Source organism: Bacillus sp. ISL-34 (genome assembly GCF_018613325.1).
GTDB lineage: Bacteria > Bacillota > Bacilli > Bacillales > DSM-1321 > Peribacillus.
The window spans coordinates 103848-116916 of the sequence record NZ_JAGGQJ010000036.1; the positions used below are offsets into that span (position 1 = coordinate 103848).

A 13069-nucleotide genomic window follows, 5' to 3' on the forward strand; every position below is an offset into this window, starting at 1 on the left:
TCCACAGTCCAGGCTTCCTATTTCAGGTCCAGCCTATTTATCTAAAATTATGGTTCCATTGATGTTCGTGAAAATTTGTGATGTCGCTTCATCCCTGGCATGACCGTGATGACCTTGTTGTTTTTCGTGCTTACTATGAGGCCGCATTATCTGTAATGATAAGAGATTCGGTTACACCCATCTTTTTGGCTTCATTGGCTTTATTGGCTATTTTCTCCCAGGTTTGTGGCGCTATTTCTATATTCCTTTGACTCATCCGCAATTGAGCATGTTTACTAATGGTCAATTCTTCATTTGTGGAGACAGCAGCTTGAAAATGCTGTTTAAACCTTGCTGGATCATCTGCCTTTGCCTTAAAGGTAATGTTGTTTGTGGCAAAAGCTGAGCGGAATTTGCTTGAAAACCAAGTTTATTCATATTCCCGCCCATTAAGCTTCAGCGATTTTTATCAATTGCTCTGATGATAACTTGGTGTTGTTTTCATCATCCACTTCAATTTGCAGCTTGCCATTACTCATGGATACCGAGATAACGACAGCTGATGACTCTCCATTTTTTTCGTCCATCCAGGAAACGCGCTTGCCTATTAATTCACTTGCCGCCGTCAAGCTAGTCGACGTGGAACTTGTTTGCTTCATTGCCGAAATATTTGCGGGTTCAAGCTTTGTGCCATCTTCTAAAAGAAAATAAACACCATCACCCTTATATTGGATCGATTTAACGATGCCTGTCCCTTCTTCTATCGCAAGGTCATCATCGCCTTCATCCAATTTGTGCCAAGTGACTTCTTTACCGACAAAAGAGTTGTAGTTCATTAAACTATTTTGTTGATTGATCCCGATTATTTCTTCCATTTGGGCTCCCATATTCATCATCTGTTCCAGAGAAGAAAAAGTGGCCATTTGGGCGATGAATTCCGTATTGTCCATCGGACTTGACGGATCTTGGTTTTGAAGCTGGGTTAGCAATAATTTCAAGAAATCATCTTTTCCCAATGCATCCCCGGTTTTTCTGTTTTCAGTTTGAGATTTTGATAATAATAGTGACGTATCGATGGTCGTCATTTTTTCACCTACACTTCCAGATTTAACAGAGCATCGGCAAGGGATCCCGTAAACTCGCTATCCGTCTCATCATCATTGCTTTCTTCCTTACTCTCCTGTTGTTCATTATGTTCATCCGCATCTTTCTCGCTGAATTTCTCAGAGTTAAAAACATTGAAGGCCTGTGATATTTCAATTCTTTCAATTTGAATGTTTTGTCCGCTAAAGGCTTGTTTTAAACCATGAATCTGATTCTCCAGCATATCTTTGGCATGGGCAGTAGTAGCCATAATCTTGGCTGACAGCATTCCATCCTTTTGAATCAACTCGATTCTTAGGGACCCTAAATGTTCAGGATACAATCTGATCAACAGTTTATTTACACCGTTAGTTCCGCTAAAGTTCGCCTTAGTTAAAATATTTTCAAATTGCTTAACAAACTCTTCTTGACTGACAGTTTGCTCACCTTTGGGAGCTGCCAAGACGAATTGCTCAAGCTTTGTCATGAGAAAAGGCATCCCAGACCCTTGATGTTTACCGCTATCCGGACTTTGCAAAGTCACACCGCTGCTGATTACCCCGTCTTTATTTACCTTGTCACTCTTAGATAATTGCGAGAATGCGCTTTTCAATGTTTCTATTGCTTTAGTTTGCCCTTTCCCCAAAGTGTTGGGCTGGTCAGGTTCTGTTTTTGATATTGACTGATTGGACAGCCATTTCTCCAGCTTCCCCGTTATCCCTTCAAGCAGCTGTTTCATTTGTTTCTGGATGGCCGCTTCATCTTGTGTCATATCCTTATTCTCCGAGAGGAGATCTTGAATTTTCACCAGTTTCAAAAGATTCACCACACCAGATAATGGGAGCTCATGCCATTCTTCTTCGCTCAATAAAGTAACTTTCTTCAGGATGGTATACAGTTCCATGACATTGGCTGATAACAAACTTTGTGGATTCAGGCTGAAGTCATCCACTTCTTGTTCTAAATCCAGTTCTTCGATGCTCGCAAAGAAATCAGCAAGGGCACCCTCATCATTTCCGGCTACATTTTTTAGAACCTGTAAAATAAGGTTGTTTTCTTGTTGTTTTACTGAAGGGGCTTCGGCAACACTCTCTTCACCTATATCACTTAATCTTTCAAGTTTCAAAAAACCAAGCAAATCCTTTATTACAGACAATTGCCCTTCAAAGATGCCAGCTATATCCGTTAGAATGGGAGGTTCTGCCCCTATCGCTGATTGAAGGACTGATCCAAACCCTGAATTAGTTTGCTGATTTGCCTTAATTGGTACCTTTAGACTTAATGATGCCAAGGGAAATAAAGAATTAATGGCTGAATTCATGTATACACCTCCTCACTCTTTCCACTCAAGGACTTTGTTCCGTTAGTTTCTTCGTTAACCTTGCAGCATCAGCCGTTGTCATTTGCTCCAAAACCTTAGCTAAAGTGGCTGCTTTCATACTTGAGAGAATCTCCACTGCATCTTCATCATTCATTTCCGTTATGATAGGTGCAGCCTTCTTGGGGGCCATGGTTTCATAAGTACGGATTATATCTTTGAACGCTTGTTTACTATTATTCTGACTATCCTTAAGTTGATTCATTTCTGTTTGAAGCTGCTGTTTTTCCGCTTCTGCCTTTTCTATGGCCTTGTCACGTGTATCGATGATGCTCTCTAGCTTGTCTATCTCTTTTTCCTTGTTTTCAATCTCGGTTTCTAATTTTTCGAGCTTCATGGAAACTTTCTCATCACTCTTGGCTGGTCTATCTTTCTCTTCATCCTTTTGATCCAATTCAATGAAGGGTATTTTCGCAGACATTTCCTTTGCCTTTTCCACTACATTCACCCCTGCAACTGTAAAAACGATCAACGCTACAGTTACCGCAAAGATTAATGGAATGAAGATGACAAGAAACCATTGAAACTTACTTATCTTGCTTTCTTCCAATTCTTCCAATCCATTAGATTCACTTTTTTTACGCATTCCATCACCTTACGCCTTTGCTTAAGAATTGCCGGATAGATATTTCATCCATTTGTTTGTTCTCAGCTTCCTTAATGACATCGAGGAATTTAAGAAAATCATTTTCTTTCATTTTCTCGTACTTTTTAACCTCGATATTTCTTTCCATTAATATATCCCGTTGAATATTCATCTTGTATCGCGCTTCAATGACTTCCTGTTGACAGTGGCTTAAGAGTTTTTCCAAGTTGTCCATAAATAACTGATGGTGACGAATTTCCTGTATGGATAATCCATTTCGCAGCTTTTCCTGTTGAAACTCAAGCAACTCTTCTTTTTTCTTTAAAAGCTTATATAACTTTTCTGCCACTTCTTCAAATTTTTTAAAAGCTGCATTATATTTAGCTAATGCATCGTTTTTTTCTTTTTCTTTGATGGTCAGGATCTTCTCGAATTTATATTGATAAATCATTATTGATCACCTTTCTCCATCAATTCGACAAGGGCGTTGATACTATTATCTTTGGAAGCTTTTTCATGGGTTCCTTGCTTCAAAAATGAAATGATTTCCGGATAGCGTGTAATCGAGCTATCAATTTGTTTGGAAGAACCCTTCTTATAAGCTCCTATATTAATCAAATCTTCCGACTCCATATAGGTTGATAAACTCGCCCGTAATTTTTCCGCGGCGTTTTTATGCTTGTCACCAACAATATTATTCATGACACGACTAATGCTCTTTAATACATTGAGCGCTGGAAACTGTCCTTTATTGGCTAAGTTACGGTCTAGTATGAAGTGACCATCCAAAATTCCCCTGACAGCGTCAGCAATCGGTTCATTCATATCATCACCGTCGACGAGAACCGTATAAAAAGCTGTAATGGTACCGAGCTGATTTGTACCCGTTCTTTCGAGTAACCTTGGTAGGATGGCAAAAACGGATGGCGTATACCCTTTGGTCGTCGGCGGTTCCCCGATGGCAAGCCCAATTTCCCTCTGGGCCATCGCAACCCTCGTGACCGAATCCATCATCAGCATCACATTCAATCCCTTATCACGAAAATATTCCGCGATTGCAGTTGCCGTCAAAGCACCCTTTATCCGCATCAACGCTGGCTGGTCAGATGTCGCCACTACAACGATTGATCGAGCCAGCCCTTCTGGTCCAAGATCTTTCTCAATGAATTCTCGAACTTCACGGCCACGTTCTCCAATAAGACCGATAACGTTTAAGTCAGCCGTCGTATTCCTTGCTACCATCCCAAGCAACGTGCTTTTCCCGACACCGCTTCCTGCAAAGATACCAACACGTTGTCCTTGTCCAACTGTTAATAAACTATCAATCACCCGGACTCCTACATCTATAGGTTCATTAATGGGAGGCCGTTTCATTGGATTCGGCGGATCTTGATCCACAGAAATTGTCGCGAGACCTTTTGGAAGCAGTGATTCATCAATGGGGTGTCCCAATGGATCGACTACTTTGCCAATAAGCCCACTTCCCACCTTTATCTCAAGGCTCCGTCCGCTTCCTTCCACGATACAGCCCGGTGCAATATCACTAACTGCTGTAAATGGCATTAAAATAACCATTTCATCACGGAAACCGACAACTTCAGCTAAGATTCGATTTTTCTTTTTTTGTATGCCTGTATAGATATAACAAACATCACCTACAGAGCTTTCAGGGCCTTGAGATTCTATCATTAACCCCACGACACGTTTGACCCGTCCATAATGTTTGAAAGGATCAACTTCATCAACCAAGGGCAATAGGTCTCTAGTTTTCATCTTTATTCCCCTTCCAGCAATTCAGTTAGTTTCACTTTTATTTCCTGCAGCTGACTGTCGACACTGGCATCCATCCTTCCGTTTTCGGATTCGATGATACAGCTGCTTTCTTCAAGCTCATCATCCGGATAGATATACAACTCAGTATCTTTCGGAAATATTTCCATCAACTCATCTTTATGGGAAAGAATCGATTGATATCGGATCGGATGGATATGCAATTGCACCTCACGGTAATCCCTCACTTCTTTGATGGCTCTTTTGACTATGGATAAAAAAGACTCTTCATCTTTTTCAAGCTGTTGTCCGATAATTTTCTCTGCCACCTTCAGGGCAAGATTCAAAATAACGGTTTCAGATGATTCGATATTGTGCCGATAATCTTTTTTAGACGACTCCACCACTTCTTTTGCGAAAGCTATTTCCGCGGCAATCTCGCTATAACCCTTTTGGATCCCATCTTCGACTCCCTGCTGATACCCTTCTTTTTGAGCTTGTTCGATAAACATTGCTTTTTCTTGATTCTCCCATAGGTCTCGGTCTTGCTGGATTTCAGCAGCAATCGCTTGGGCTTTTTGTTTCGCATCGAGCAATAACGTTTCGGCTTCCTGTTTGGCATCTTTTAAAAGTTCATCAGTTTGAATATAATGAAGGTTATTATGCTCATCTGCATCATCATTTTGAAGAAAGTCAAAAGGGCGAACTTTTATCGCGATCTTTTTGCTTTTCTCCTGGTTAGCCTGCTGGGATTTGATAATTCTAGACAATGATATCATCCCCTCCGCCGCGGGCAATCACAATATCTCCAGTTTCTTCCAGATGTCGAATGACGGCAACAATTCTTGATTGTGCTTCTTCTACATCACGCAAACGTACTGGTCCCATATATTCCATTTCTTCCTGGAACGTTTCAACCATACGTTTTGACATGTTTCGGAAAACGATTTCCTTCACTTCATCACTAGCCACTTTAAGAGAAAGTTTAAGGTCTTCGTTATCGGATTCCCTGACAACGCGCTGAATCGCTCTGCCATCAAGGGTCACGATATCCTCAAAGACAAACATTCGTTTCTTGATTTCTTCAGCAAGCTCCGGATCTTGGATTTCAAGTGCATCCAAGATCGTCCTTTCCGTTGAGCGGTCAACACCATTCAACACATCTACAACAGCTTCCACTCCACCAGTCTGTGTATAATCTTGGGTTACAGTCGCAGAAAGTTTCCTTTCGAGTATTTGCTCCACTTCATTGATGATTTCCGGAGAAGTGCTATCCATTAAAGCAATCCTTCTTGCAATATCTGCCTGCACCTCTTGCGGAAGTTCAGACAATATTTGTCCAGCCTGTGTGGGATCAAGATAGGACAAGATTAAGGCAATGGTCTGCGGATGCTCGTTCTGAATGAAATTCAAGATTTGTCCAGGATCTGCCTTTCGCGCAAAGTCGAATGGACGAACCTGCAAGGATGATGTTAAACGGTTTATGATGGCGGTTGCCTGATCAGTACCTAATGCCTTTTCAAGTACCTGCTTCGCATATCCTATCCCGCCCTGGGAGATGTAATCCTGTGCTAAAGCAATATTATGGAATTCATCCAGAATTTCTTCCTTATCTTGGGAGTCCACTTTTCTCACTCCCGAAATTTCAAGAGTCAATCTCTCAATTTCCTCTTCAGAAAGATGCTTATATACGGATGCAGAAACATCCGGGCCTAAGGAAATAAGGAGGATGGCAGCCTTCTGTTTGCCAGTCAATCCGGCCTTTTTTTTTCTATCTGTCACTTTCTAAAGCCTCCTAGTCTTCTGCTATCCAGCTTCTTAATAATTTTGCAAATTCATCCGGCTTTTCTTTTGCCAGCTTCTCCAGTTGTTTTCTTTTTAAAGATGCTTCCGTTTCCTTCTCTTTGTTCAAATCCGGAACATCGAATACGACTTCTTCCTCTTCAACCATGTACTCCTCTTCCATTTCAGCTTGCTTTCGGGAACGGAGGAATAAGATTAAGAGAATGATAATGGCTAGTAAAAGCACTCCGCCGACGATGTATGCCCATATTGGTAACGAAGGTTTCGTTTCATCTTTTTGCAACTTCATTTGTCCGTTAAACGGCTGAACTGAAATCGCAATTTTATTATTAAGCTCCTCGTCCGTCAGCTCTTCCCCTTCAGCTTTTTTCTCGATTGTCGTGCGGATTATCGTACCAAGGATTTGTGTTATATCATCCACACTCTGTTGAGATAAAGAATTCGGATCGTCAGCTGTGGGCGGTTCGACCATGACCTGAATACCTAAATCTTTAACTTTATATGGGCTTTCGACTATTTCTTTCTTGATTCGGTTCACTTCACTATTTATCGTTTCATCCACTTTTTCATAATCACCGGATCCGTTTGTGCCTTCAACGTAACTGGATCCCAATGAATCCGAGGAATCCTCACTTTGCGGAACGCCTCCTGCACCTGCTGCGTCCCCGCTATACGATTCATTGATCCTTTGCGCAGAGATCTCAATTCCAGCCATATTTTCTTCATCGACCGGTTCCACTAAATTCTCTTCCCGATTTTCTTGAGTGAAATCAATGTCTGTCGTGACTGAAACAACCACTTTGTCTCTCCCCATTATCGTTCCAAGCATATTTTGTACCTGTCTTTGAATATCCCGTTCTATTTCTTTTTTAATTTCGTTTTGGGTAGCAAAGGCGGACGCGAAAGAAGAATTTTCATTTTCAAGATCGAAGTACTCAAACTCTTGATTCATAATGACGATATTATCTGTAGGAAGATTCGGAACACTTTTTGAGACCAGATGATAAAGGGAATTGATTTGGCTTTCTTCAAATTTATAACCGGGTTTCGTATTCAATACAATGGATGCTGACGCTTCCCCAGCTGAATCACTGACAAAAACTCCTTTATCAGGAAGAGTGATCATAACACTGGCATCTTCTACTCCATCAATCTTTTTTATTAAACTGGCCAATTCCGTTTGCATCGAGTCCAGTTTAATGACATTGAATTCATTTTCAGTCATTCCGATACCGGCACTTTGACTAAAAAAGGAATAGTCGATACTGCCTGATTCCGGAATTCCTTCAGCTGCCAGTTCCACTTTAAGTGAATCCAGTTTTTCTTCTGGAACTTTTATCGTCGTTCCATTTTCAGAAACTTCATTCATAATCCCTTGACTGTCTAAATTTTCTTTAATGCTCCCCGTTTCCGATGGAGTTAAGTTGGAATATAAGGGCACCAGCGTCGTACGCGTGGTTAAAATTGAAACTGCCGTAATGATGATGATAATTAATGCCGCTGAACCAATCATCATGAATTTTTGTTTTTTACTGCGGCCCGTCCAGTAAGCGGTTATTTTGTTTTTAAAATTCACTAGTACTTCATTCATTTAAATCCCCCGGTCAGTCTATGAATTTATGATTGGGGGATTTTTTCCCCCTGGTCATTTTTCTCTATATAATGAGGTTAAAAAATGAATGCTATATACTCATTCTCATCATTTCCTGGTAGGCTTCCACAACCTTATTCCGAACCTCTAATGTAGCCTGCATCGTAACGCTGGCTTTTTGTGAAGCTATCATCACCGAATGAAGCTCAACATCCTCTCCATTAACCAATTGGGTTGTAAGGTCATCAGATGCCACTTGTGTTTCGTTGACTTTATTCATTGATTCTTTTAATACCGACGCAAAATTCCGCTGTGCTTCGTATGGTGTATTAGTCTTACTTTGATCTTTTTTCAGTACATCACTTGCATTGTTCACAGCAGAAAGAGAAATCCCCTCCATATCAACAATCTCCTTTCAAACTTTTATTTTCCAATTTCCAAAGCTTTCATCATCATTCCCTTTGATGCATTTAAAACTGTCACATTTGCTTCGTATGAACGTGTGACACTCATTAAATCAACCATTTCCCGAAGCGGGTCGACATTTGGCATTTCAACATAACCATCTTCATTGGCATCAGGATGTTCGGGATTGTAATCCAGTTCAAAAGGTGTTTTATCTTTTACTATTCCAGTCACCTTGACTCCATTCCCTACCTCGCTCATTTTTCGGGATGCTGCGTTTAAGAAACTCGAAAAACCGTTTTCCTTACTTTGCAGCACAACCGATTTTCTTGTGTATGGCTTCCATGTTTTCGATTCGGCGTCATATTCCGCCCTGGTCGTATCGGCATTAGCCATATTAGCGGAGATTACATCCATCCTTACCCTTTGACTCGTCAGGCTAGATCCGGTCATGTTTATACTTTGGAAGATTCCCATCACTTACCTCCTCTGATTACATTCTGCAATGATTGAAACTTACCTGAAAGCCTGTCGGTTACGGCATTATAATAAATCTGGTTGGCAGCAAGTTCCGTCATTTCCTTATCAACGTCCACGCTATTTCCATTATTGTTATATCGGACATTTTTCTGCGTAACGATGTGAGAAGCATGGCTCCCCTCTGATTTGAAGGTGAAATGTCGTTCATCGGTACGATATGACTCCAGGGAAGATTCAAGCTCTGCCTTAAAGGATTGTGTTTTGTCTACCTCTTTAGCTTTATAATTAGGCGTATCCGAATTGGCTATGTTCTGTGAAATGACTTTTTGTTTTGCATTAGAATAATCAAGTGCTTTTTCAAGTGATTGAAAAGTATTTGAAAATAATTCCACATCGATCACCTCTTTCTATAATTAACAGATAATTACTTTATCCATAAATTAACCCAGCGCATTTACGTTTTTAATTTTAAAGAAACATTATAACTATGTCCATAAATAATACATGGACTTTAGACCTATTATCGTCGAAATTTGTCACAAATTGCTCAAATTTGTCGTTTTCTTAGTATGATTATAGGGTTATTATTACGTTATATTACATTTTATTATGATATTCTACATATTAACCAAATTTTACTGCTATTAGCTTATATATCATATCGAAAAACAAACCTATATACCTGATACTTTAGTACTAATTTTCAAATTTACTTTCAATTTTTTTTTCATTTTAGTTGATTTCACCCTTTAAAATAAAGGAATCATAAGAAAACAAAGGATTACTGCCTTTTTTCTTTTTTTGAAAAAAACGGTTTTTTTCAAAGTGCTGATTCATTCGACAAAATTCCCTAACAGCTAAAACCCGTTATCCATAGGTTTTAGTAATCAAAAAGTTACATCACCGTTCATTTTCATCATTGCGACAGTTATAATAATATAATTACCCTTTCTAAGAAATATTTAACTATTTTTACTGCTTCTAATAGAAAACAAGCCTATATTCACAATTCCATTTAATCCGAATTACCTCTATTTCCTTTCCATCCCTGCCATTCACCCGCATTTGCCTGTTAGTCACAGACAGCAACAGATCCAAATATCACAAAAAAAGGCAGCCCTTTTTCAAGGACTGCCGTTTTAGTATGTTAATTATTTTTAAGCTTCTCTAATTCAAGAAGGAATTTATCGTTCAATACTTTGATATAAGTACCTTTCATTCCAAGAGAGCGTGACTCAATGACTCCTGCACTTTCCAGTTTCCTTAGTGCATTTACGATAACCGAACGGGTGATGCCAACACGGTCTGCAATTTTGGATGCTACAAGCAGACCTTCATTACCTTTAAGTTCCTCAAAGATGTGCTCAATTGCTTCCAATTCGCTGTAAGATAACGAGGAAATTGCCATTTGAACGACAGCTTTACTACGAGCTTCTTCTTCTATCTCTTCTGATTTTTCGCGCAGGATTTCCATGCCGACTACAGTTGCACCATATTCAGCCAAAATTAAATCATCATCGTGAAATTTTTCTTGTAATCGGGCAAGTACCAATGTTCCTAAACGTTCTCCCCCACCCATAATCGGTACGATCGTTGTTAATCCAGTTGCGAAAAGCTCTTTGTTTTCGACTGGGAAAGCAGTATATTCGCTTTCGATATCAAGGTTCGAAGAGGTTTCGGGAATATTGAACAGGTTTTTTGTGTACTCTTCAGGGAATTGTTTATCTTCCAACATTTTGTACATGCGTTCGTTTTCAATTTGCTGACTTACCGCTATGCCTAGTAATTTCCCGCGGCGGCTTACGACGAATACATTCGCTTCGATAACTTCACTTAAACTTTCAGCCATTTCCTTGAAGTTAACTGCTTTACCTGCTGCTTTTTGGAGCATTGCATTGATTTTTCTTGTTTTTGCTAATAAGTTCATTTGATTTGTTCCTCCTAAAAATACCATGGTTCACAATAACTATGAAGTTGTATTTCCGTAATTTTATGTTCATTGCGTAGGCAAATCATTGCCAAATTATTTCTTAATTAAAGGATAAACTGGCTTAAATCTTTGTTCCGGGCGATAGAACCAAGCTTACCTTCGACATATTGGGGCGTAATTGTAATCTTCTCCATCGTTATTTCCGGAGCTTCAAACGATAAGTCTTCAAGCAACCGTTCCAAAATGGTATGAAGTCTTCTTGCACCAATATTGTCTGTGTTTTGATTTACTTCGAAGGCCACTTCAGCTATCTTACGAACAGCATCGTCAGAAAATTCAATTTCTATACCTTCAGTTTCTAATAAAGCAACATATTGTTTTAACAAGGCATTATCCGGTTCATGAAGAATCCGTACAAAGTCGTCAACAGTCAGCTTGTTCAATTCAACACGAATTGGGAATCTACCTTGTAATTCAGGGATAAGGTCGGATGGCTTAGCCATATGAAAGGCACCTGCAGCAATAAATAGGACATGATCCGTTTTAACTGACCCATATTTAGTCACTACTGTCGAGCCTTCAACAATTGGCAGGATATCCCTTTGGACACCCTCTCTTGATACATCCGCAGATGAACTTCCGGATTGCTTACTGGCAATTTTGTCTATTTCATCAATGAAGATAATCCCATTTTGCTCAGCCCCGTATACTGCATCCGAAGTAACTTCATCCATATCAATCAACTTTGCCGCTTCTTCATTTGTTAAAACGGTTCTCGCTTCACTTACTTTCAATTTGCGCTTCTTGCTTTTTTTCGGCATCAAGCTTCCTAAAGCGTCCTGCATGTTCATCCCCATTTGTTCCATTCCCGAACCTTGGAGCATATCAAACATCGAAGCAGCCTGTTCTTCCACTTCGACCGTTATCATTTCACTTTCTAACTCACCATTAGCCAGCTTTTCAGCGACGATTTTTCTTTTTTCCTGCAAACTTAAATCTTCGGAATTTTCTTCCGAGTCCTGTTCGTCTTGATTGTTATTGCCTCCAAAAAAGACTTCAAGAGGATTCTTGAAATTACTCTGTTTTTTAGTGGATGGCACTAATAGCTCTATTAAACGGCGATTTGCATTTTCTTCTGCCCGTTCCTTTACGCTGGCCATCTTTTCTTCCTTCACGAGGCGGACGGAAGTCTCCACCAAATCACGGACCATGGACTCTACATCCCGGCCGACATACCCGACTTCCGTAAATTTCGTTGCTTCAACTTTTACAAAAGGAGCACCTACCAATTTAGCCATTCTCCGAGCTATTTCTGTTTTCCCGACGCCTGTCGGTCCAATCATTAATATATTCTTCGGAACGACTTCGTCACGAAGTTGATCCGAGAGAAGGGAACGTCGGTAGCGATTCCGAAGAGCCACTGCCACTGCCCGTTTTGCCTCACGCTGCCCTACGATATACTGATCCAGTTTTTCAACGATTTGCCTCGGTGTTAAATTAGCTTTTTTTGACATTTGCGCTCCTCCTTACAACTCTTCCACGATTATATTCGTATTCGTAAATACACAAATTTCCGCTGCAATTTGTAAAGATGATTGCGCGATTTCCTTTGCCGATAAATGGTCACTGGAAAACCGCATTAATGCCCTGCCGGCAGCCAGTGCATAATTCCCACCCGATCCTATGGCGAGAATCCCGTCATCCGGTTCAATTACTTCCCCGGTGCCAGAAACGAGAAGTAAATGGTTCTTATCCATCACGACCAGCATGGCTTCCAGCTTCCTCAATACATTGTCACTTCTCCATTGCTTTGCCATTTCGACGGCAGCGCGCTGAAGATTGCCATTATACTCTTCAAGTTTAGCTTCGAACATCTCAAATAAAGTGAATGCATCTGCAACGGAACCTGCAAAACCTGCAAGGACATTACCATTAAAGATTTTTCTTACTTTCCTCGCTGTATGCTTCATCACTACTGAATTTCCTAAAGTAACCTGCCCATCACCGGACATGGCACATTCACCTTTATGATGCACTGCAAATATCGTTGTCATAAAGTGTCCC

General features: G+C 40.3%; 15 protein-coding genes. All 15 read right to left on the reverse strand.

All coding sequences use genetic code 11. The features are described from left to right. Positions 1–33: 33 nt before the first annotated feature. The 15 genes from J7E52_RS27520 to hslV all read right to left on the reverse strand — a co-directional run bounded on the left by J7E52_RS27520 (position 34) and on the right by hslV (position 13059). Complete coding sequence (locus J7E52_RS27520; RefSeq protein WP_396020308.1) at positions 34–147, reverse strand: hypothetical protein; 114 nt, start codon at positions 145–147, stop codon at positions 34–36. 281 nt (positions 148–428) lie between these two features. Then, positions 429–1064, reverse strand: a complete 636-nt coding sequence (gene flgD / locus J7E52_RS23390) for a flagellar hook assembly protein FlgD (protein ID WP_214750763.1) — start codon at positions 1062–1064, stop codon at positions 429–431. Positions 1065–1072: 8 nt separating this feature from the next. Then, the gene (locus tag J7E52_RS23395; protein ID WP_286198044.1) at positions 1073–2383 is read right to left on the reverse strand and encodes a flagellar hook-length control protein FliK; all 1311 of its coding nucleotides are present in this window, start codon (positions 2381–2383) and stop codon (positions 1073–1075) included. Positions 2384–2408: 25 nt separating this feature from the next. Then, the gene (locus J7E52_RS23400; protein WP_214750764.1) at positions 2409–3026 is read right to left on the reverse strand and encodes a MotE family protein; all 618 of its coding nucleotides are present in this window, start codon (positions 3024–3026) and stop codon (positions 2409–2411) included. A gap of 4 nt (positions 3027–3030) precedes the next feature. Then, positions 3031–3477 (reverse strand): flagellar export protein FliJ, encoded by a 447-nt coding sequence (gene fliJ, locus J7E52_RS23405; protein WP_214750765.1) that lies wholly within the window; start codon positions 3475–3477, stop codon positions 3031–3033. Next, positions 3477–4799 (reverse strand): flagellar protein export ATPase FliI, encoded by a 1323-nt coding sequence (gene fliI, locus J7E52_RS23410; protein ID WP_214750766.1) that lies wholly within the window; start codon positions 4797–4799, stop codon positions 3477–3479. The genes fliJ and fliI overlap by 1 nt, the downstream gene beginning before the upstream one ends. A 2-nt stretch (positions 4800–4801) precedes the next feature. Beyond that, positions 4802–5575 (reverse strand): flagellar assembly protein FliH, encoded by a 774-nt coding sequence (fliH, locus tag J7E52_RS23415; protein ID WP_286198045.1) that lies wholly within the window; start codon positions 5573–5575, stop codon positions 4802–4804. Further along, positions 5559–6578 carry a flagellar motor switch protein FliG gene (gene fliG, locus J7E52_RS23420; protein ID WP_214750768.1) on the reverse strand — a complete coding sequence of 340 codons (1020 nt, stop codon included), beginning with the start codon at positions 6576–6578 and terminating at the stop codon, positions 5559–5561. Before fliG ends, fliH begins: the two co-directional genes overlap by 17 nt. A gap of 13 nt (positions 6579–6591) precedes the next feature. Then, complete coding sequence (gene fliF / locus J7E52_RS23425; protein ID WP_214750769.1) at positions 6592–8190, reverse strand: flagellar basal-body MS-ring/collar protein FliF; 1599 nt, start codon at positions 8188–8190, stop codon at positions 6592–6594. A gap of 91 nt (positions 8191–8281) precedes the next feature. Then, positions 8282–8590 (reverse strand): flagellar hook-basal body complex protein FliE, encoded by a 309-nt coding sequence (gene fliE / locus J7E52_RS23430; RefSeq protein ID WP_214750770.1) that lies wholly within the window; start codon positions 8588–8590, stop codon positions 8282–8284. A gap of 23 nt (positions 8591–8613) precedes the next feature. Beyond that, positions 8614–9072 carry a flagellar basal body rod protein FlgC gene (flgC, locus tag J7E52_RS23435; RefSeq protein WP_214750771.1) on the reverse strand — a complete coding sequence of 153 codons (459 nt, stop codon included), beginning with the start codon at positions 9070–9072 and terminating at the stop codon, positions 8614–8616. Beyond that, positions 9072–9467, reverse strand: coding sequence for a flagellar basal body rod protein FlgB (gene flgB, locus J7E52_RS23440; RefSeq protein WP_214750772.1), 396 nt, complete (start codon positions 9465–9467; stop codon positions 9072–9074). The genes flgC and flgB overlap by 1 nt, the downstream gene beginning before the upstream one ends. Before the next feature lie 755 nt (positions 9468–10222). Further along, on the reverse strand, positions 10223–11002 hold the full coding sequence (gene codY / locus J7E52_RS23445) for a GTP-sensing pleiotropic transcriptional regulator CodY (RefSeq protein ID WP_057278408.1): 780 nt from the start codon (positions 11000–11002) through the stop codon (positions 10223–10225). A 107-nt stretch (positions 11003–11109) separates the two neighbouring features. Next, positions 11110–12519 carry an ATP-dependent protease ATPase subunit HslU gene (hslU, locus tag J7E52_RS23450; protein ID WP_076366543.1) on the reverse strand — a complete coding sequence of 470 codons (1410 nt, stop codon included), beginning with the start codon at positions 12517–12519 and terminating at the stop codon, positions 11110–11112. A 12-nt stretch (positions 12520–12531) separates the two neighbouring features. Beyond that, positions 12532–13059, reverse strand: a complete 528-nt coding sequence (gene hslV / locus J7E52_RS23455; RefSeq protein WP_048684874.1) for an HslVU peptidase proteolytic subunit — start codon at positions 13057–13059, stop codon at positions 12532–12534. Between the last annotated feature and the right edge of the window lie 10 nt (positions 13060–13069).

Bases quoted from the DNA above. Each gene is read 5' to 3' on its own strand.
- J7E52_RS23400 (WP_214750764.1), bottom strand. From the start codon at position 3,026: ATGCGTAAAAAAAGTGAATCTAATGGATTGGAAGAATTGGAAGAAAGC.
- codY (WP_057278408.1), bottom strand. From the start codon at position 11,002: ATGAACTTATTAGCAAAAACAAGAAAAATCAATGCAATGCTCCAAAAA.
- J7E52_RS27520 (WP_396020308.1), bottom strand. From the start codon at position 147: ATGCGGCCTCATAGTAAGCACGAAAAACAACAAGGTCATCACGGTCAT.
- J7E52_RS23395 (WP_286198044.1), bottom strand. From the start codon at position 2,383: ATGAATTCAGCCATTAATTCTTTATTTCCCTTGGCATCATTAAGTCTA.
- fliI (WP_214750766.1), bottom strand. From the start codon at position 4,799: ATGAAAACTAGAGACCTATTGCCCTTGGTTGATGAAGTTGATCCTTTC.
- flgD (WP_214750763.1), bottom strand. From the start codon at position 1,064: ATGACGACCATCGATACGTCACTATTATTATCAAAATCTCAAACTGAA.
- fliF (WP_214750769.1), bottom strand. From the start codon at position 8,190: ATGAATGAAGTACTAGTGAATTTTAAAAACAAAATAACCGCTTACTGG.
- hslU (WP_076366543.1), bottom strand. From the start codon at position 12,519: ATGTCAAAAAAAGCTAATTTAACACCGAGGCAAATCGTTGAAAAACTG.
- fliH (WP_286198045.1), bottom strand. From the start codon at position 5,575: ATGATATCATTGTCTAGAATTATCAAATCCCAGCAGGCTAACCAGGAG.
- fliJ (WP_214750765.1), bottom strand. From the start codon at position 3,477: ATGATTTATCAATATAAATTCGAGAAGATCCTGACCATCAAAGAAAAA.
- fliE (WP_214750770.1), bottom strand. From the start codon at position 8,590: ATGGAGGGGATTTCTCTTTCTGCTGTGAACAATGCAAGTGATGTACTG.
- flgC (WP_214750771.1), bottom strand. From the start codon at position 9,072: ATGGGAATCTTCCAAAGTATAAACATGACCGGATCTAGCCTGACGAGT.
- hslV (WP_048684874.1), bottom strand. From the start codon at position 13,059: ATGACAACGATATTTGCAGTGCATCATAAAGGTGAATGTGCCATGTCC.